Origin of the sequence: Gloeocapsa sp. DLM2.Bin57, assembly GCA_007693955.1 — a bacterium.
GTDB lineage: Bacteria > Cyanobacteriota > Cyanobacteriia > Cyanobacteriales > Gloeocapsaceae > Gloeocapsa.
In genome coordinates, this window is sequence record RECR01000057.1 from 1 (window position 1) to 20,722 (window position 20,722).

General features: G+C 39.4%; 17 protein-coding genes. 8 read left to right on the forward strand and 9 right to left on the reverse strand.

Going from position 1 to position 20,722, the window contains the following annotated elements:
- Positions 1-143 precede the first annotated feature (143 nt).
- The gene (gene hflX, locus EA365_05705; GenBank protein TVQ46305.1) at positions 144-1,820 is read left to right on the forward strand and encodes a GTPase HflX; all 1,677 of its coding nucleotides are present in this window, start codon (positions 144-146) and stop codon (positions 1,818-1,820) included.
- Here hflX and tsaB read toward each other — a convergent pair.
- From tsaB to EA365_05735, 6 genes are read right to left on the reverse strand one after another with little or no spacing between them, the layout of a single operon-like run.
- Entirely contained in the window at positions 1,796-2,422 is a 627-nt protein-coding gene (gene tsaB, locus EA365_05710; GenBank protein TVQ46290.1) for a tRNA (adenosine(37)-N6)-threonylcarbamoyltransferase complex dimerization subunit type 1 TsaB, read from the reverse strand. The two genes, hflX and tsaB, sit on opposite strands and share 25 nt — an antisense overlap.
- Positions 2,377-5,034, reverse strand: coding sequence for a DNA polymerase III subunit alpha (locus EA365_05715; GenBank protein ID TVQ46291.1), 2,658 nt, complete (start codon positions 5,032-5,034; stop codon positions 2,377-2,379). Before EA365_05715 ends, tsaB begins: the two co-directional genes overlap by 46 nt.
- Positions 5,035-5,036: 2 nt before the next feature.
- Positions 5,037-5,630 carry a 3-isopropylmalate dehydratase small subunit gene (gene leuD, locus EA365_05720; protein TVQ46292.1) on the reverse strand — a complete coding sequence of 198 codons (594 nt, stop codon included), beginning with the start codon at positions 5,628-5,630 and terminating at the stop codon, positions 5,037-5,039.
- Positions 5,627-7,030, reverse strand: a complete 1,404-nt coding sequence (leuC, locus tag EA365_05725) for a 3-isopropylmalate dehydratase large subunit (protein TVQ46293.1) — start codon at positions 7,028-7,030, stop codon at positions 5,627-5,629. Before leuC ends, leuD begins: the two co-directional genes overlap by 4 nt.
- A gap of 17 nt (positions 7,031-7,047) precedes the next feature.
- Positions 7,048-7,821 carry a nuclear transport factor 2 family protein gene (locus EA365_05730; protein TVQ46294.1) on the reverse strand — a complete coding sequence of 258 codons (774 nt, stop codon included), beginning with the start codon at positions 7,819-7,821 and terminating at the stop codon, positions 7,048-7,050.
- Positions 7,822-7,845: 24 nt separating this feature from the next.
- On the reverse strand, positions 7,846-10,128 hold the full coding sequence (locus tag EA365_05735; GenBank protein ID TVQ46295.1) for an ATP-dependent helicase: 2,283 nt from the start codon (positions 10,126-10,128) through the stop codon (positions 7,846-7,848).
- 13 nt (positions 10,129-10,141) lie between these two features.
- On the opposite strand from EA365_05735, the gene EA365_05740 reads away from it, so the two are divergent.
- From EA365_05740 to EA365_05755, 4 genes are read left to right on the forward strand one after another with little or no spacing between them, the layout of a single operon-like run.
- Positions 10,142-10,795: a hypothetical protein gene (locus tag EA365_05740; protein TVQ46296.1), complete on the forward strand. Its 654-nt coding sequence runs from the start codon at positions 10,142-10,144 to the stop codon at positions 10,793-10,795.
- Between the two features lie 58 nt (positions 10,796-10,853).
- Complete coding sequence (locus EA365_05745) at positions 10,854-11,576, forward strand: JAB domain-containing protein (GenBank protein ID TVQ46297.1); 723 nt, start codon at positions 10,854-10,856, stop codon at positions 11,574-11,576.
- 44 nt (positions 11,577-11,620) lie between these two features.
- Complete coding sequence (locus tag EA365_05750; protein TVQ46298.1) at positions 11,621-12,046, forward strand: DUF29 family protein; 426 nt, start codon at positions 11,621-11,623, stop codon at positions 12,044-12,046.
- Between the two features lie 2 nt (positions 12,047-12,048).
- The gene (locus EA365_05755; protein TVQ46306.1) at positions 12,049-12,273 is read left to right on the forward strand and encodes a hypothetical protein; all 225 of its coding nucleotides are present in this window, start codon (positions 12,049-12,051) and stop codon (positions 12,271-12,273) included.
- On the opposite strand, the gene EA365_05760 is transcribed toward EA365_05755, so the two are convergent.
- From EA365_05760 to rimI, 3 genes are all read right to left on the reverse strand, one after another.
- Complete coding sequence (locus tag EA365_05760) at positions 12,270-14,267, reverse strand: potassium transporter TrkA (GenBank protein TVQ46299.1); 1,998 nt, start codon at positions 14,265-14,267, stop codon at positions 12,270-12,272. The genes EA365_05755 and EA365_05760 overlap by 4 nt on opposite strands.
- 60 nt (positions 14,268-14,327) lie before the next feature.
- A complete protein-coding gene (locus tag EA365_05765) occupies positions 14,328-16,793 on the reverse strand; it encodes an ATP-dependent Clp protease ATP-binding subunit (protein TVQ46300.1) in 2,466 nt (821 codons plus the stop codon).
- 96 nt (positions 16,794-16,889) lie between these two features.
- Positions 16,890-17,441, reverse strand: coding sequence for a ribosomal-protein-alanine N-acetyltransferase (rimI, locus tag EA365_05770; GenBank protein TVQ46301.1), 552 nt, complete (start codon positions 17,439-17,441; stop codon positions 16,890-16,892).
- 41 nt (positions 17,442-17,482) lie between these two features.
- Between rimI and lysA the strand changes: the two genes are divergently transcribed.
- The 3 genes from lysA to uppS are packed head-to-tail and all read left to right on the forward strand — an operon-like array spanning position 17,483 to position 20,616.
- Complete coding sequence (gene lysA / locus EA365_05775; GenBank protein ID TVQ46302.1) at positions 17,483-18,874, forward strand: diaminopimelate decarboxylase; 1,392 nt, start codon at positions 17,483-17,485, stop codon at positions 18,872-18,874.
- A gap of 51 nt (positions 18,875-18,925) precedes the next feature.
- Complete coding sequence (locus EA365_05780) at positions 18,926-19,867, forward strand: TIGR00159 family protein (GenBank protein ID TVQ46303.1); 942 nt, start codon at positions 18,926-18,928, stop codon at positions 19,865-19,867.
- A 2-nt stretch (positions 19,868-19,869) separates the two neighbouring features.
- Positions 19,870-20,616: a di-trans,poly-cis-decaprenylcistransferase gene (uppS, locus tag EA365_05785; protein ID TVQ46304.1), complete on the forward strand. Its 747-nt coding sequence runs from the start codon at positions 19,870-19,872 to the stop codon at positions 20,614-20,616.
- Positions 20,617-20,722: the final 106 nt, after the last annotated feature.

Here is a 20,722-nt window from a genome sequence, read left to right on the forward strand (position 1 = left end):
TAATTAAAAAAGTGGGGATGGGCATCGCCTCACTCAAAAACGGTCAATCATCTCTTAAGGTGAAAGATAAGAAGCCTACATCGTAATCTTTGATTCGGTGTAGGAGTATGTCACATTTACAAGTCATTAATCAAGTACGACCTATAGAAAGAATATACGGAAATCTACAAGGACTTAAACCAAGTCAACTCAAACAATTACAACGTCTCTATCAGCAAAAATTACCCGCGATGGAGATGATGACTAGGGATTTTGCGGAAAGATTAGGGGGGATTAGTATCGAAATTAATCAGCCCATTTGTGCTTATCTTAACCGGAGAGGACAAGTAATCCGCGTTGGTGTAGGAACACCTAGACAAACTCAAATACCTCCTTTAGAATTACCTCGTTATGGAGCTGAAAGACTCTCAGGGATACGTTGTTTAACTACGAATCTCAAACCTGAGCCCCCCAATCAGTCTAGTCTTACCTCTATGGTAATGCAACGTCTAGACGCTATGGTAACTTTGAGCGTGCAATCTGGAGGTTTTCAACGTCGTGGGGGTGGGGTGACAGGTTATATTCAACAAGTATATCTTGCTTACCTACTCCCAGAGCCAGAAAGATGGTCAGTTTCTCTACCTTTGAGTCTAGAGGCGATCACTCAACAGGATTTACGGGAATTAGTTGAGGAATTAGAAACACAATTCCGCCGGGAATACGTAGCTAAACAGGTTGATACCGCACAAGAAAGAGTTATTCTAGTAGGGTTAATGACCGAAAAAATGACTCAAGGACAATTTGATACTAGTTTAGCTGAGTTAGAACGTTTAGTAGATAGCGCAGGTGGTGAAGTCTTAGAAATTATCCGCCAAAAACGCTCTCACAGCGATCCGCAAAGCGTGGTTGGATCTGGTAAAGTAGAAGAAATAGCTCTCATGGCGCAAACTTTAGGAGCTAATGTAGTAGTCTTCGATCGCTCTCTTTCTCCTGCGCAAGTAAAAAATCTCGAAGGTTTAATTGGGGTTAGAGTAGTAGATCGTACGGAAGTTATTTTAGATATTTTTGCTCAAAGAGCACAATCTCGCGCAGGCAAGTTACAAGTAGAGTTAGCCCAATTAGAGTATATGTTACCTCGTTTAACCGGTAGAGGTAAGGCTATGTCTCGTTTAGGAGGGGGAATTGGTACACGTGGTCCTGGTGAAACTAAGTTAGAAACTGAACGTCGCGCTATTGAACAACGTCTTTATAAGTTACAAAAAGAAGTTAATAAACTACAGGCTCATCGCTCTCGTTTACGTCAAAAACGTCAACATTATGACATTCCCACAGTAGCGATCGTTGGTTACACCAATGCGGGTAAATCCACTCTAATTAATGCTTTAACCAATGCGGAAGTTTATACCGCAGATCAACTCTTTGCTACTTTAGATCCAACCACAAGAAGACTGTCGTTAACTAATCCAGATACCAACGAGTCTCAAACTATACTATTAACCGATACAGTGGGTTTTATCGAACAACTTCCCCCCTCTTTAGTAGATGCTTTTCGCGCTACTCTCGAAGAAGTAACCGAAGCTGATGCTTTACTTCATCTAGTAGATATTTCTCATCCAGACTGGTTGACTCAATTGCAAGCAGTGAATAAGATTATTAAAGAGATGTCTTTAGCTCCTACTGATACCTTACTTGTGTTTAATAAGATAGATCAAGTCTCTGATGAGGTTATTGATCTAGCTAAAGAAAAATTCCCCTGTGCTTTATTTATTTCTGCTTCTCAACCCTTAGGTTTAGACAGTTTACGTCAAGGTTTATTTTACACTACGGGATGTTGTCCATAAAAAGGAAGAACTTCTGACCAATGAGAGGGGTTACCCTGTTTAAAATTAAGATAAGCTAATTCTAGGATAGCTTCAACACTGGTTGCTACATCTACAGGAACTTGTAGAGGGGGATAAGGAGTAGTTAAATCTTTCAGGGTAGCTTGCCAAACAACATGATTAAGGGTAGTATCAGGTAGATAACTAGATAAGCCTAAACCATCTTCTCTAAGTTGATAGATAGCCACAAAAAGCTGATCGCGTCTTGCTTCCATCACCACAGGAATCAGACTACCTGGTGTGTAATACTCTTTCTGTGACCAGAGAAACCCTGCTAGAGTAGAGATACCCCATAGTGGTAGTTCCAACTGTTGGGCTAGGGTTCGTGCCGTAATTACACCGATACGTGTACCAGTAAAACTACCTGGTCCAATAGCTACGGCTAAAAAGCTGAGGTCTTGCCAGGTTAAGGGTTTGAGGAAATCTAAGAGATACTGGTGTAAGTGGGTGGAGATATCCCGCTCTAGATTCCAAGTATTTACACGGATATTATCAGTAAAATTATTGAGACAAAGACCTAAACTAGGACCTGTGGTGTGGAGGGCGAGACCGTAGAAACACATAATTGTTTTAATTCTAGTCCTTGGTTAAAAATTTCTTCAATAGCTAGCATTTGTCCGTCTGTGGTCATAAATTTATGGTCTTTGGTAGCGTGAATAACTGTTCCATCTTCTAGATAGTAAGCAAATACTTCTTGTTCACCCCGATCGTGCCATTGGGCGATCGCTTGGGTATAGACATAACCTTGGGAATTAACGCTATAGACGTGACATGGTAGCTTTTCGGTGACTATTTTACCGATAGGTACAAGACCATATTCTACGGTTAGTACTTCTGTATCATAACTTAAACAGTATTCAGCAAACTTGACCATTTGCTCAAATAAGTCTTCAGCTATAGTGGCATTTACCCCATTTTTAGTCGCACCATCGATAAACTGTTCGCGGTGTTTTTGCATTTCTGAGGCTTTCTTTTTCCCCATGGCGCGACGTAACAAGTCTGCTTCTCCTAGAGAATAACCCGCCAAATCTTGAGCCATTTTCATAATTTGCTCTTGATAGACTAAGACTGCGTAGGTTTCCTGTAGAATAGGCTCTAACAAACTATGCTGATAGGTGATTTTTTCTCTACCGTGTTTGCGATCGATAAATTTAGGAATTAATCCCGCATCCAGTGGACCTGGTCGATAAAGAGCTAAAATAGAAGAAATATCCTCAATTCCCGATGGTTTTAAATCTCTAACGATTTGACGCATTCCGGAGGATTCTAACTGAAAAACCCCTTCTAAATCTCCTGCTTCCAATAATTGGTGAGTTTTGGCGATGTCAGGAGGGAGTTTTTTAACTTCTCCTTTAGCGCGGATTTGTAGGGCTTTTCTCTCTTCTAAGGGGAGTTGATCTACGTTAAAATCATGTCCTGTTTTGGCTTTAATTAACTCAGCAGTTTTTTGAATAGTGGTGAGATTTTTTAACCCGAGAAAGTCCATTTTTAATAATCCTAGGGTTTCCAAATCTTCCATAAAATACTGAGTAATCACCGCCCCTTCGTTATTACGTTGCAGGGGGACAATTTCGTCAAGAGGTTGAGAAGAAATAACCACACCCGCTGCGTGAACACCGAAAGTTTTATTAGTTCCTTCGATGCGAATCGCCATATCTAACCAGCGTCGTACTTCGGGATCTTCTTCATACCTAGCTTTAAATTCTGGAGAAGGGGTAGCTTCAGAAATCATTACCTGTAAAGGAGTAGGTTTACCTCTACTAACGGGGATAAGTTTCGCCATGCGATCTGCTTCACCGTAGGGAATATTTAAAACTCTAGCCACGTCTTTAAGGACTGCTTTAGAGGTCATCCTGTTAAAAGTAATAATCTGGGCTACATTACTATTACCGTATTTTTGGGTAACGTAGGCGAGCATTTCTTCTCGTCTTTCGATGCAGAAATCGGTATCAATATCTGGCATCGATTTGCGTTCAGGATTGAGGAAGCGTTCAAATAATAACCCGTGGTGCACAGGATCGATATTGGTAATTTGCAGACTATAGGCGACTAGAGAGCCTGCTGCTGAACCTCGACCTGGTCCTACGGGTATATTATGATCTCTGGCGTATTTAATATAGTCCCATACTACCAAAAAATAAGTAGAAAACCCCATTTTTTGCAGCATTTTTAGCTCATATTCTAGTCTTTCTTTATAAACTGGTTCTATTTCGTTGATTGAGTGAGATTTAAGTCTCTGTTGTAATCCACACCAGGCGATTTCTTCGAGATAACTATCAGAGGTATGACCTTGGGGAATGGGATATTCTGGTAAACGAGATTCACCCATGATGTTATAGGGTTGAATCTTATCAGCTACTTCTAGAGTGTTATTAATAGCTATTTCGATAACTTCATCAGGGAGATGATCTCTAAAGAGTTGACGCATTTCTGCTGCGGATTTGAGGTATTCTGTCCCGCTATAGCGTAGGCGTTTGTCTTCACTGATTAGTTTACCTGTTTGGATACATAGTAAGGCGTCATGGGCTTCTACGTCTGCACAAGAGATAAAGTGTGAGTCGTTGGTAGCAACTATACTAATATTGAGTTGACGAGAGAGGTTAAGGATACCTAGATTAACGATGCGGTCTTCTTTTGAACCGTGGTCTTGAATTTCTAGATAGAAGTCTTCCCCGAAGGTTTGCTGATACCATTGGGCTACTTCTTTAGCCCGCTGATAATCTCCAGCCAGAATTGCTTGGGGTATTTCTCCTCCTAAACAGGCGCTAGTGACGATCAGACCTTCTCGGTAGGTTTGTAAGAGTTCTTTGTTAATACAGGGACGAGCAAAAATTCCTTTTCCTTGGACACCTTCTAGGTGGGAGATACTGGTTAGTTTGACGAGGTTGTGATATCCTTGGGTGTTTTTGGCTAAGACGACTTGGTGATATTTGCGGTAGTTTTTCTTTGCTCTGATGTCGCCGTTGATCACGTACATTTCGTTACCGATAATGGGTTTAATCCCTTTGTTGCGACATACTTTGATCAGTTCGATCGCCCCATACATTACCCCGTGATCGGTGAGGGCGATCGCCTTCATTCCCAATTCCATCGCGCGATCGACTAAGGCGGGTAATTGGGATGCCCCGTCTAATAAGCTATAATCACTGTGTATATGTAAACCAATAAATGACATGGTTATTGATTCCAAGCCAGATAGGGTAGTTTTGCTGCTGTAGCGGTTATCGCTGCTACATCGCTGATCAATTGTCCGCAACTATCCCATTTCCCTGTGAAAAGCATTTGTCTGTTTCCTTCGTTGATCGTCACACTAAAACTCTGGTCACCGCATTTAACCGCGGGTATGCTTAGGTCTAATTCTAGGGGGGTTTGGGGTTGTTGTTTTAGTTGATTTTGGATTTGGGTGACTGTTGCTGAGTCTGCTGTCACACAAGGGATACCCATGGCTAGACAGTTACCGAGAAAAATTTCGGCAAAGCTTTCCCCGATGATCGCTGCTATTCCCCATTTAGCTAAGGCTTGGGGGGCGTGTTCTCTCGATGAACCACAACCAAAGTTACCATTTACTACTAGTATGTTTGCGCCTTGATATTGAGGTTGATCGAAGGGGTGAAGTCCGTTAGAGGAGGCGCGATCGTCTTTGAAGACTTGTTCTCCTAATCCGTCAAAGGTTACACAACGTAGGTAACGAGCGGGTATGATGCGATCTGTATCGATATCGTTACCTACTAGGGGTATGCCCTTTCCTGTTATTTTTTTGATTTCACTCATATTAACTCTCTGACGTCGCTTACTTTTCCTGTTACTGCTGCTGCTGCTACCATGGCTGGACTCATTAATAGGGTTCTTCCTGTAGCTGAGCCTTGGCGACCTTTGAAGTTACGATTAGAAGATGAAGCGCTGATCTGATTTCCTTGGAGTTTATCAGGATTCATAGCTAGACACATGGAACAACCTGCTTCTCGCCATTCAAATCCCGCCTCTTGAAAGATGAGATGGAGTCCTTCGGCTTCTGCTGCTTGTTTGACTCTTTCTGAACCTGGTACTACAAAGGCTTTGATACCTGGGGCTACTTTGTGTTCTTTAGCGATTTTAGCTGCTTCTCTCAGGTCACTAAGCCTGCCGTTGGTGCAACTTCCGATAAAACATACGTCTATTTTTGTTCCTTTGATAGGTTGACCTGGATTTAACTGCATATAGTTGTATGCTTCTTGAGCGATCGCTCTTTCGCTTTCGGGTAGTTCTTCTGGTTGGGGTACGCTTTCATCGATGCTGATGGCTTGTCCTGGAGTGATACCCCAAGTTACCGTAGGTGCTATATCTTGGGCGTCAAACACTACTACATCATCATAAATGGCGTCTGCATCACTGCGAATGCTTGACCACCAGCTTACTGCTTGATCCCAGTCTTGGTTTTTAGGGACGAAGTCTTTATCTTTGAGGTAGTTATAGGTAATTTCGTCAGGGTTAATGTAACCGCAGCGTGCTCCTCCTTCTATAGACATATTACAGATTGTCATTCTTTCTTCCATAGACATCCGTTCTATAGTTGTTCCTGCGTATTCGTAAGCGTAGCCTACGCCTCCTTTTACCCCTAGTTTTCTGATTATGTATAATATTACGTCCTTAGCGGTTACTCCTGGGGCTAAGTCTCCGTTGACTTCGATTCTACGTACTTTGAGTTTATTTAAAGCCAAGGTTTGGGAAGCTAATACGTCTCTTACTTGTGATGTTCCAATGCCAAAGGCGATCGCTCCAAATGCTCCATGGGTTGAGGTATGGGAATCCCCACAAGCTATAGTCATTCCTGGTTGGGTTAATCCTTGTTCGGGGGCGATTACGTGCACTATACCTTGATTACCTGAACCTATACCATAAAAGGGTATTTGGTTGCTTTTTGCGTTATTTTCGATCGCTACCATCATTTCTTCTGCTAACTCATCTACAAAAGGACGAGCTTGATTTTCTGTAGGTACAATATGATCTACTGTGGCGATCGTTCTGTTGGGGTATAGTACTTTTAACCCTCTATCTTTTAGCATAGCAAAAGCTTGAGGGCTAGTTACTTCATGTATTAAGTGTAATCCTATAAAGAGTTGGGTTTGACCCGAGGGGAGTATTTTTACTGTGTGTAATTCCCACACTTTATCAAACAATGTTCCTTGACTCATTTTTGTGTTGATTTAGATTATCTTGCTTCTACTGTCACTCTTCTGGTCACTATATGACTACCATTACCATCAATAATTATCCCTGACAACCAGTATGCACCAGGTAAAGCTGGTGCAGTTACTAGTTTAAAGATTCCTCCCGAGGGTAATGGTGCTATTTCAAAGTTACTAGGTTGGAGATAGCGATCGCTTCGGGTCTCTTCTTCTATAGCTGACCCTAACAGCATACCATTTTCAAGGGGTTCTTGTACAATCAAATCAAAGTTAAATTGTTCGTGGGCTTGAACCTGACTATTGACAATTACGCTTATTTCTGCTGGGTTACCTGAAGTTACATCTGTTTCTTCTGAGATAATCTCTTGACGAATTAACTGATTACCCTGAAAATATTGTCTAGAACGAATAATGGATTTAATTTCCTGAGTTTGTCCTTGGTTTACCCCAACTCCTGAGATATTAGTGGTAGTTTCTGCTACTATCTCTTCTCCTTCTTTTGACCAACTTTCTAGGATAATTTCATACTTGAGATTAGGATAATTTCCCCAAAGTCTCTCTAAAGCTGTAGCTAAGGTTTCGTATCTTAAACCGTCGGTGTTAGAAAATTCTTGGCTATAGAATTGCAATAATTGCCTCAAATTTTGTTGATTAGCAGCTCTTTCTATTCCCTCTATCGCTTGATTGACTTGCTCAGGGATTTCTTCTGCTTGACTAGGATCAGCAGTAGATAAGCTCAACAAACCTGATAGAGATATTAGCCAGAGATACTTTTTGATGGTTACTAGTTTACCCATAGGTAGTTATTGTAAAAGTTATTGCTATTCTAGCAAGGTATTTCGATAACAACTTAAAATGTTGGAAGGCTTTTTCTCGGTTAATACATAAGTTTGATGCTTTTGTACATTAGACCAATTAAAAGGAGCTGACTTTTCTGCTGCTAACCATAGTAAACGCTTAGCTCTAGTGATTGCTACGTAAAATAAACGAAATTCTTCAGCTAATTTGAGTTTTTTGGCTTCTAACCAAGCTTGTTTGGGGTTAGGGATTGTAACAGGTTGACCTTGGTATTGAGCGTGTAAAGCGTGACGAAGTTGAGCACGGGCAACTTGTGATAAGCTAAAATCACCTAAAAATTTAGCATTGCTAGTTACTTTTAACTCACCTGGGATGGTATCTTGGTGTAAAAAAGGGATAAAGACATAATCCCACTCTAAACCTTTAGCTTTGTGCATAGTAATAATAGTTAATTGACCTGTTCTAGTATATTGTTCTTGGTTGTCTTCTTCTACTATGGTAAATTTTTCATTATTATTAATCATATTTTTGAGTACAGCGATCGCCTTACTTAAAGAATTGTGTCCTGTTTGTTTTTGGTTAATTGTTGCGGATAATTTCTGTAGGGTAGCTAATTCTGTTCCTTGATATTGTAGAGTCATACCTAAAAAAGGAATTAATTGATATGGGGGTAACTCTAACTTAGCTTTGAGTAAACTACGACACAGATGAGCAGTATTAGGGGATTGAGGAGGAGTTAGAGGGTTAGGATAAAGGAACTCTTCAGGATAGGTAGCTAAAGCGTTAAAATCCTCTTGAGGAATCAGTTGACGTTCTGCTAAAGTTAATAAGGCTTTTTTAAATAAATCTGGTGAATGAGGACGTTCTAAAAAAGAAAGTAAATTTAAGATTTCTTGAGGAATTTGGGAGTGACGTTGATTTTCATGGACCTCATAAATCCTAATTTTATGTAAGGATTCTAGATAACTTAATTGTTGAGCTAAAAAACTCCCTTGACGATTTTCTCTAACTAAAATAGCTGCATTATGGTGAGGATATTGTTGCAATAATTTAATTACTTTCTCACCAATTTCTGTAACGGTTTGATAGATATCTTCGGGGAAAGAAAGTTCTACACCTTTACCCTCGGGATTGGGGTTAGCATCCTCTTGGGGATTGGGGTTAGTAACAGGGATAATCTCTTGATCACGAAAGGGGAGATCCTCTGAAGGAATTGGATAGAAGCGAGAAAACTCATTAATCAGCCATTTTAGAGTAGAATTAGCACTCTCAATAATTATTTTACTACTACGACCAGCTTCATTCATTGTACCTAATTGTTGCCGTTGCTCACATTCTTGACAAAACCAGTTAAAATAAACAGGATCAGCAGGAGTAAAAGTGGAGTTAATCGCTTGATTAGGATCGCCAACTCTAATCAGGTTAACTTGTTCGGTGTTAACAGGATCTTGAGCTAGAATAGTAATTAGACGTTCTTGTAGAGGACTAGAATCTTGAGCTTCATCTTCAAAAACAGCATAGATTTTATGTTGCCAAGTTTCCCGTACTTGTTGATTTTCTAAGACTTTTAAAGCGGCTAAAATCAAATCATCATAGTCGAGGTAATTTTGTTCTCTAAGTTGATGTTGATATTGTTGATACAATCCAGCGGCGATTGCTAAGATTTGATATCTATCCTGACTCTTTTGACTCAATTCTGCTAAACTTTCGGGATTTAAACCAGAACTTTTAGCCTCGCGAATAGCCCCATAAGCTAAACTTGGTAATAATTCTGTGCGCAATAGAGACTCACGGCGTAATCTTTCGGTTTCTTCACCATCAAAGCGAAAACCCTTAATTAACTGTTCATAAAGAGAAATATCTTGAGATATCCACTCTTCTACGGCGTTGCTGATTAATTGATGACTACTAGTTAATTCAATGATATTAGTTGTTGCTAAATCCAGTTCATGTAATTCTTGGTGAAGATTAGCAATGTTCAAGGCTAAACCATGTAGAGTTTGTACTGTAAAACTTCCTAATGGTAAACTCAAATCTTTGAGAAAACCACGTATTTTTTGTTTAATACTCGCAGCAGCTGAACGAGTATAAGTCACAATTACTAACTGACGTTCTGAATTTAATTTTTCACGTGCTATAGTTAAAGCAGCAGCTATAGCGAGGCTATAAGATTTACCTGCACCTGGTACAGCACTGATAGCCATTTTCCCTCCACGCCAAGTCGCTAGTTTTTTTTGTCCTGGACGTAGATTATTAATTAATTCTTGTTCTGGAGATGATCCCATAATTATTTTATTGTTAACCATTTAACTATTAAAGATGAGTCCTTTTTTTCAGCGCTATTTTCTACCTAAATCATCGCCAACAACCCCTAATCATCCTATTCCTAATCCTAGCAATCCTAAGCAATATCGGGCTATTGGTTTAATTCGCGGTAAATATCAAATGTCTCCTGAAAAAATTAACCGTGGTTATCTTATTGATGTTGAAGGAAATATCATTAGAGTAGTCATCCTTGGTAAGGTTATTAGCTTAATTCGTAAACATTTGGATTTAACTAAGGAATATTTGTGGGTAGTTTATCCTCGTACACAAGTAGAAACTGGAGAGTTGCATTTACAAGTTGTAGGGGTTTGGCAACCAGAAAATGTCCCCAATCCACCTCTTAATCTTCCTGAGCGATGGTTTTCCATTCGGGGAGAGGTTATCCGCTGCGATCGCCGTAAGCAACAGGTGATAATCAAAATTAGGCAAAAACCTAAACAACAGGGAGAAAAACCGCGCTTTTTTAAACTGCAACTACAGGGTATTTTACCAGACAAACCAGAGAAACACTTCTGGGATTTAGAAGTTTATTTAGATCAAGATAAATTATTTATCCGACGCGCTACTGATTTAGGGTTATTACCTCAATATCAAAAAACTAAACCCATACTTAAAACAGCTAAACCACGTCGCAGTTACAAAAATTAATTAAATATGTAGCTATTTTTGTTACACTAAGATTGTATAGTACCTATAATTTATAGTAATGGTTTACAATCTTAGAATAGCTGATTTACCCCTTAATGAACGTCCTCGGGAAAGGTTGCTAGATATAGGCACAAAAAGTCTCTCTAATGCTGAACTGATCGCTATTTTACTAGGTACTGGTCAAGGAAAAGGTAAACTCTCAGCGGTAGGATTAGGTCAATATATCTTACAGGAATTAGCTCAAGATAGAAGAGATCCTCTCGATGTCTTACGGGATATCAACCCCCAAGAATTAATGAAAATACCAGGGATAGGTCCTGCTAAAGCCACTACTATTCTAGCAGCGATTGAATTAGGTAAGCGTGTCTTTCAACTAAGACCTAATCAACGTGCTATTATTGATAGTCCTGATGCAGCAGCAGCAGCGTTTAGCCATGATCTGATGTGGCAAACTCAAGAACGTTTTGCCATACTAATGTTAGACGTAAAAAACGCTCTGATTAGTACTAGAGTAATTAGTATTGGTACAGCAACAGAAACTTTAGCCCATCCTCGGGAAATTTTCCGCGAAGCGATTCGACAAGGTGCGACTAAATTAATTATTGCTCATAATCACCCGTCAGGCAATACAGAACCCTCAACCGAAGATCTCAATTTAACCACACAATTACTCAAAGCGGCTCAATTTTTAGATATACCTTTATTAGATCATTTAATTTTAGGTAATGGGGATTATCGCAGTCTGCGTCAAACTACTAAATTATGGCAAGATTATGATTAGGTGGAACGGTTTTAGGTGGAACGGTTTTAGGTTTTAGGTCAATTATGGAAGAGTTATTAGAAGTAAAAGAGTTATTGTTAGCTGGAAATGTTGCAGATGCTTTATTATTGATAGATGATCTCACCGAAATGAGCAAAGATGATAAGCTCAATAAAATTTTTAGTTTTGGTAAAGTGTTACTATTACATTTGCTTAAACAAAAGGTAGAAAAAAGAACTACCCGTTCTTGGGATTTATCCATCGCTAATGCAGTCAAGGAAATTCAACGCACCAATAAAAGACGCAAAACAGGAGGAACTTATTTAACAGAAGAGGAATTAAAAGAAACTTTAGAGGATGCTTATGATTTAGCTTTAAAAGCAACAGCTAAAGAAGCTTTTGAGGGAGAATATACGGGACAAGAAATCGCCAAAATGGTCTCTAAAGATGTTATTATTGGGGAAGCAGTGGCATTAATTTTAAGTAAATGAATATCCAACCAGAATTTATTCAAGAAACCAAAAAAATGAGAATAGCTGCTTTAACTAATACTCTCAATATTGCTTTACAATATGGGGAAGAAGGGTTAAAGTTAGGGATACAGATTTTAAACAATGAGAAAGGTCATTTCAGATTAATTGCTTATGATTTATTATGGCAAAAATTAGATAGTCAGGGTAGAGAAAAATTAAGGGAATATTTACGAGAATTACCTTAAGATATATTCTCTAAATAAGCATTAACTAAGGCTTTTTTTAAATCTCTCACTAAACGTTCAGCTTGATGTTGATAAAGGGGAATAGGTATAGTTTGGGGAAGATTATTGACTAACTCTCTAGCTAAAGGTATGGGACATCCTGTGATTCTACTAATAATATTAGCACCATCAAAAATAGCGTCTTGAGTTAAGGCTTTTTCTAAGTGAACTTGCCAACAACGAGAGATAATATCTATATTGCCTCTTTCTATGGTACGCAATCCTTCAATAGTAGCTAAAACAATGATGCGATCGCCTGATGAGACGCGTAAATCTTCTAAGGGAATAAATAGGGGTTCTTGGTTAGGAGTTTGATAAAATATCACTACCACTCCATAACCATAATTAATTTCCGAAATCAATAGTCCATTAAGAGTATCATTAGCTTCGATTTGATATTCTGTTGTTAAAATTGTTTGATTATTCTGACGAAATAAAGCTAAAATATTTTCACCGAAAGCAGCACCAGCGAAAGCTTCAGCAGCTACGGTATATGTTCCTATAACTTGTGTATTATCAAGCAGACGAGTTAATTGATAACTTACTCCTGTTTGATAAGTACCAATCACTAAATTACTACTAGGATTGAGATTGCGAATAGTTAAAGCTATTTCTAGGTTAAGCATGGGATTATTAGTAGTAATAATAACGCTTTTAGCTTGAGGGATATTAGCTTGAGTTAAAGCTTCTTGAAAATTGCCTATAACTATGGGAATATTGGGTAAATTAGCTCTATTAATATTATCTTCAAAACTAATAGCTACTAAGGATTCTTTTAACTCTTGTAAAAGATTAGCTACTCTTTGTCCAACTTTTCCTAAACCGACTAAAACCAGATGTTGTTCTTTAGGAATGGGGGGACGATTTAAAATCAATTCAAACTTAGAAGATAAGAGATTATCAGTTATTAAAGCATATAAAAGACCGACAAAAACTGTCCCAATAATCGTTAAGCTTAAAGCGAATAATTGTAACCAAGGTAAGATTTCTGGATTTGGTTCTAAATCCCCAAATAAATCAGCATAACCACCTAATAAAAGAATAGCAGTAGCATAAAAAGCATAAAGCCAATTTGTTCCTACATAATATTTAGCAAATAAAAATGTACCCAAAAATAATAAAAATATAATAGTTAGACTAGCGACAATAGCCACGCTGCGAACTTTACGGATAAATTTAAACTGAGTAAATTGTTTAATTTCCCCTTGAAAAGTTTGTAAAAAATTAACAAGACGTGATTTCTTTTTAACAGGTGGAGAATATCCTAAAGAGAATTTATCCACCATTTCTATATAGATAATTGTATCTCCTGGATGTAAAACTACTTCTGAATCCCATTGATGAAAATTATATTTTAACGACACAGCTAGAGAATAATGACCTAAAACAATTCTCTTTTGAGTATTGAGTTCATGAACTTTACGATTATAGCACCAATTATCCGTTGGTTTAAGTTGACGTTGAATAATTTGTAACCGTTGTCCAGCTAAATTTAAAATACCAATAGTTTCATTACCTAAACCAGCTAAAGCAAAAGCTAAAGCGGTTAAATGGGCGGGTTCATCAGCAAAAAAGTTACCCAATTGTTTACTGAGTAAATCGTTTAATTTTTCTTGACATGAACGCATAATGATGCGTATTTTACTATTAATTTCCCTAGCATTAATAGCGGTTTCTACGTTAACTTCTTCATCACTAGTAACGATTAAAATTGACCGACAATCTTTGATTTTCGCTTTTTGTAAAATCGCCAAATCCCGACAATCACCGATGATTAAATCGTCTAATAATTCTGGTACTTTCTTAAGTTCCCATGGAATTTCTGCTGTTTGTTCAATAGCAATTACTTTAACCCCAAATTCTTTGAGAGCAATCACACAATTTTGACCAAGACTACCTAAACCACAGACTAGGAAAGTATCTAAATTGTTAATAACGGAAGAAAAGTTATACATAAAATTCCAGAAAAAAGCCCCCTTTGAGGGGGCTCATAAGGGGGTTAGGGAGATACAACCTTATTCGGTAACAGGAATCATTAACTGAGGTTTATCTTGTTTGGTAATGAATACTTTACCTTCAGAGTCGATATCCACGAGAGCTTGATCTCCTTCTTGGACTTTACCCGAGAGTATTTCTTCTGCGAGAACATCTTCAAGAAGACGCATAATAGCACGACGTAGAGGACGCGCGCCATAAGCTGGGTTGTAACCCTCTTCGACGAGACGTTCTTTAAATTTGCTGGTTACATCTAGGGTGATTTGCTTCTCTGTAAGACGCTTAAAGACGTCTTTGAGGAGGATATCAGCGATTTCGGTAACTTCCTCTTTATTGAGTTGACGGAAGACGATAATTTCATCAAGACGGTTGAGAAATTCAGGTCTGAAGTAGTTTTTCAGTTCTTCGTTAACTAAGGAACGAATACGGTTGTATTGAGATTCGCTTTGATCTTCGGCAAATTCAAACCCGAGACCACCACCACCTTTCTCGATGACTTTAGAGCCGATATTGGAGGTCATAATCAGTAGAGTGTTTTTAAAATCTACGGTGCGACCTTTAGCGTCGGTAAGACGTCCATCTTCGAGGATTTGTAGGAGGAGGTTAAAGACGTCAGGGTGAGCTTTTTCGATTTCGTCGAATAGTACTACGGTATAAGGACGACGACGTACAGCTTCAGTAAGTTGTCCACCTTCGTTATAACCCACGTATCCAGGGGGAGAGCCGATTAGTTTAGAGACGGTATGACGCTCCATGTATTCGGACATATCCAGACGAATCATCGCGTCTTCTGAACCGAAGAAATAAGCGGCTAAGGATTTGGTTAATTCGGTTTTACCTACTCCTGTAGGTCCTGAGAAGATGAAGCTAGCGATAGGACGGTTGGGGTTTTTCAGACCAACCCGGGCCCGTCGTATAGCACGAGAGACGGCTTTAACGGCGTCTTCCTGTCCAATCAGACGCTGATGCAGGGTGTCTTCCATGTGGAGGAGTTTTTCCGACTCGCTTTCGGTGAGTTTATTAACGGGTACTCCTGTCCATGAGGCGACGATTTGAGCGATTTCTTCTGGTCCAACCGAGGGCATTTCGTTGTCTGAGTCGGTTTTTTTGGAGGAGGCGATCGCTTTGATTTGGGCTTTGATTTCCATTTCGCGATCGCGTAGTTCTCCCGCTTTATCGAAGTTTTGTGCTCTGACTGCGTCGTCTTTTTCTTTCAGGATTTGACGTAGTTCTTTATCTAGTTCTTTAGCTGCAGGTGGCAATTGGGAGTTTAATAGACGTACTCTTGAGCCTGCTTCATCGATTAAGTCGATCGCCTTATCGGGTAGATAGCGGTCTGATATGTAGCGATCGGAGAGTTTAGCTGCTGCTTCGAGGGCTTCATCGAGAATTTTGAGTTTATGGTGTTGTTCATAGCGTTCTCGTAGTCCATAGAGGATTTCGATAGTTTCATCTACGCTAGGCTCACCCACCATTACTGGTTGAAAGCGTCTTTCTAGGGCTGCGTCTCTTTCGATGTGTTTACGATATTCATCTAAGGTAGTAGCGCCTATACATTGTAGTTCTCCTCTGGCTAGAGCTGGTTTCAGGATATTGGCTGCGTCGATCGCCCCTTCTGCTGCTCCTGCTCCTATTAGTGTATGTACTTCGTCAATTACAAGTACTACGTTACCCGCTTGACGAATTTCATCCATAATTTTTTTCAGACGTTCTTCAAATTCCCCGCGGTATTTTGTTCCCGCGACTAGTAAGCCTATATCTAGGGTTACCACGCGTTTATCTTCGAGGATATCGGGTATATCTTTGTTAGCGATGCGTTGAGCTAAGCCTTCGGCGATCGCTGTTTTACCTACACCTGGTTCACCGATTAAGACGGGGTTATTTTTAGTTCTGCGTCCGAGAATTTGAATAACACGTTCTATTTCTTTTTGTCTGCCTACTACTGGGTCTAATTTTCCTTCGCTAGCCATTTGGGTTAAGTTTGAGCCAAATTCATCTAGGGTAGGTGTTTTATTTCTTCCTGTAGAGGTTGATCCCGCGCTTACTTCGGCGGTTTCCCCTAGCATTCTAATTACTTGGGTTCTGACTTTGGATAGATCTACCCCGAGGTTTTCGAGGACTCTTGCTGCTACGCCTTCTCCTTCACGAATTAACCCTAACAGCAAGTGTTCCGTACCGATATAATTATGTCCTAGTTGGCGAGCTTCTTCTAGAGATAGTTCTAGAACTCTTTTGGCTCTGGGGGTAAAGGGTATTTCTACCGCGACAAAACCCGAACCACGACCAATAATTTTTTCTACTTCTGTACGAGCGTCTTTAAGATTAACGCCCATGGATTTGAGTACTTTAGCTGCGACTCCTGTTCCTTCTCCGATTAAGCCGAGAAGGATTTGTTCTGTACCCACGAAATTATGACCCAAGCGGCGCGCTTCCTCTTGGGCTAACATAATAACTTTGATTGCTTTTTCTGTGAAGCGTTCAAACATGATTTTTTTTGTTCACCTGCTGCTTGCCCTTGTTTTTTGATTTTAGCACAGGCTAGTTAGGTATATGTTGTCTAAAGTACAGCAACCGATCCCGAATTATTCTTCTCTATAGGTCCAATCATTTTTGGCTAGACGATTTTTGACCTCTTTTTGCCATTTTGTCAGGTTTTCTCGAAATTCTGGTTTATTTATGCCATTTTGCCACAAGATAAGCGCGTCTTCTTGCGTTTTTTGATAGTAGCCTTTTCTTATTCCTGCGATTTGAAAGCCAAATTTTTTGTATAAACTCAGAGCAATTTGATTGGAGGTTTTTACTTCTAGGGTTGCTCGCTCTAATTTTTGTCCGACAGCTTGTTGGAGTAGGTTACATAGCAGCAGTTGTCCTAAACCTTGACCTTGATAATCAGGTTCAATAGCGATTACGGTGAGGTGAGCTTCTTCTAAAATCGCCCAAAAGCAACCTAGTCCGATAATTTGGTTTTTCGGAACTAGATTGAGTACTAATGCTGTACTATTGGGACTGTCTATTTCTCGTTGATAACCACTATAGTTCCATAGTCCACCTAGACAGGTTTGATCTAGGTTGACTACTTGTTCAAGATATTGTGATTTGAGTGATTCTAGTTGGATGATGATTTTATTCACAATTTTTCATTGTACACTAAAAGTGAACGTATCAATGAGTAATTATGGTATCAACACAAGTAAAAAGTTTTAATTCTGGAGCTGATTATCTAGGTTCGTCAGACTCAATCAATCAGGGTTTACTACCTTTGACATCAAGAATTAATGCTGAAGATCATTTGGAGATTGGGGGATGTGATGTTATCTCTTTAGTAGAACGTTTTGGTTCTCCTTTATATATATTAGACGAAATGAGCTTGAGAACAGCTTGTCAACAGTATCAGGAAGCTTTAAATAAGTTCTATGGGGGAATTAGTCAAGCTATCTACGCTTCTAAGGCTTGGAATTGTCTAGCTGTCTGTGGTATCGTAGCTAGTGAGGGTTTCGGTTTTGATGTGGTTTCTGGTGGAGAAATCTATACAGCTATACAAGCTTTAGATAAGTTAGGTATCAATCCCCAAGATCATGTCTATTTTCATGGCAATAATAAATCTATCCCTGAATTGCTCTTAGCTATAGAGCATAACTGTACCATTATAGTTGATAATTGGGCTGAATTAAGACAATTGGCAGCCTGGCAAAATAAACAAGTTAAGATCATGTTACGTTTGACTCCAGGGATTGAATGTCATACCCATGAGTATATACGTACAGGACATTTAGATAGTAAGTTTGGTTTTGATCCTAATGATTTAAAGGCTTTATTTCAATTTGTCTCGGAAACATCCCATCTCAATTGTATTGGTTTACACGCTCATATTGGTTCGCAAATCTTTGAATGTCAACCTCACCAAGATTTAGCTAAATTAATGGTAAGTTGGCAAAAACAAGCTCTTAGCTATGGGTTACCTATTACCACTTTAAACGTGGGTGGAGGTTTGGGTATTCGCTACACTGAACAAGATGATCCACCTAGTATCGACCAATGGGTAGAATTAGTCTCTAAAGGTATTACTTCTGCTTGTGTAGAACAGGGTTTACCTCTACCTAAATTAATGATTGAACCTGGACGCTCTTTGATTGGTTCATCCTGTATTACAGCTTATACTATAGGCTCTAGTAAAACTGTACCAGGAATCCGTAAGTATCTAGCTGTAGATGGGGGAATGTCTGATAATCCTCGCCCCATTACCTATCAATCTGTCTATCGTTGCGCGATCGCCAATCGTCTGTCTGCACCCCTAACTCAAGAGGTAACCATAGCGGGAAAACATTGCGAATCAGGTGATATCGTCATTCACTCAGCGCAGTTACCTGAAACCTCCGCAGGAGATATCCTAGTAGTGATGGCGACGGGAGCTTATAATTATAGTATGGCATCTAATTACAATCGGTTACCACGTCCTGCAGGGGTTATAGTGAGAGATGGAGAAGCTAATCTGATTCTACGTCGAGAAACCTACGCAGACTTATTAAATCAGGATCTTTTCCCCGAAAGATTACTCGAACAAGAATAATAATGATAGAATAAGCTCACGTGAGATTCTCTGTAAATAAGTCGAAGTTCAATGCTTCTGTGGGGTTTGGTCAATAGTAATCTTTTGCTCAACCTACGATCTTATCTAAAATTGCACCAGGGAATTGATCTGCTCTTATCTGTAGGACTGTGTTTGTTGCTACTAGTGATTATCCGAGATAGTCGCGCACGTTGGCTAATTCAAGGTTTGATCATCATTGTAGTAGCAACCTTCCTCAGTAAACAGTCAGGGTTAGAGTTAGTTTCACGAATTTTAGATAAAATCGTCTTGGGAGCGATCATCGTTATCGCTATGAGCTTTCAGTTAGAATTACGTCGCTTTTTGGAAAAATTGGGACGGGGAGAGTTATTGGGTTTATTTATTACCTCACAAAAGATTTCTAGTCAAACTAGAGGGTTTGTTGATCAATTAGTAGAAGCTGTTAAAGAACTTTCTCAAAATCGCACGGGAGCTTTAATTGTTATAGAAACTAAAACCCCGATTAATAATCGTATTTTACTGCAACCAGGAATTAGTCTTAATGCTGATGTTTCTAAGGAGTTAATACAGACTATTTTTCAAAAAAAGACCCTGTTACACGATGGAGCAATGATCATCAAAAATGGTCGTATCGCTTCAGCAGGAACTATTCTACCATTATCAGAACGTACAGCCCCTGCTCAATATGGTACTCGTCATCGCGCAGCTATGGGAATTACTGAACAAATAGAAGATATTCTCTGTATCGTTGTGTCTGAGGAAACAGGGTCAATTTCTTTAGCTCAAAAGGGTATTTTAAATCGGTTTTTAACTAGTACTGCTCTTAAGGAACAATTAGAGGCTAAACTGAGCCAAGGGAATCAAGATGTTAGAGAAAATTGGGGACGTTGGCAAAAAATATGGCAATGGTTAGGAACAAATTTATATTTACAATTTAAGTGGCTAAAATTAAAACGTTGGTTAAAGTTACCCTCCTCAGAAGATAAGAAATAAACATGACTGTTAAGCCAATACTCAAAGAGTTACCACCTGATTTAGATAAGTCTCGTCTTCCCCGTCATGTAGCGGTGATTATGGATGGAAATGGTCGCTGGGCAAAAAATCAGGGAAAACCCCGTATCATGGGTCATCAAAAGGGTGTAGATACTCTCAAAGAGTTACTGCGTTGTTGTAAGGATTGGGGGATACCCGCTTTAACTGTTTATGCTTTTTCTACGGAAAATTGGGGAAGACCTCTAGAAGAGGTAGAATTTTTGATGACTCTGTTTGAGCGGGTTTTACGTCGAGAGTTACAGGAAATGTGCTCAGAAAAAATCAAAATTCGCTTTGTGGGGAATCTGGAAGCTTTACCTATATCTCTACAAAAAGAAATCTCTCGCTCGATGGAGGATACTAAGGATAATCAGGATATTGACTTTACCGTAGCCACTAATTATGGAGGAAGACAGGAAATTTTACAAGCTTGTCGGGCGATCGCTTCATTGGTAGCTGAGGGTAAATTAACTCCTGAAGAAATAACCGAGGAGGTATGGGAGTCACATTTGTACACCGCGGGGTTAACTCATCCCGATTTATTGATTCGCACCAGTGGGGAAATGCGCATCAGTAATTTTTTACTCTGGCAAATGGCTTACGCTGAGATATACGTTACCGACACACTCTGGCCGGATTTTAACCGTCAGGAATTCCATAAGGCTTTAGCTGATTATCAGCGTCGAGAGCGTCGTTTTGGTAAGGTCTAATGAATCTTCTATCTAGTTCTGATACATTTATGGGGTACAATGTACCACAAAAGCGCCATCGGGTTTAATGATGGTGGAGGTATCCCTCAAAGCTTTGAGCAATATA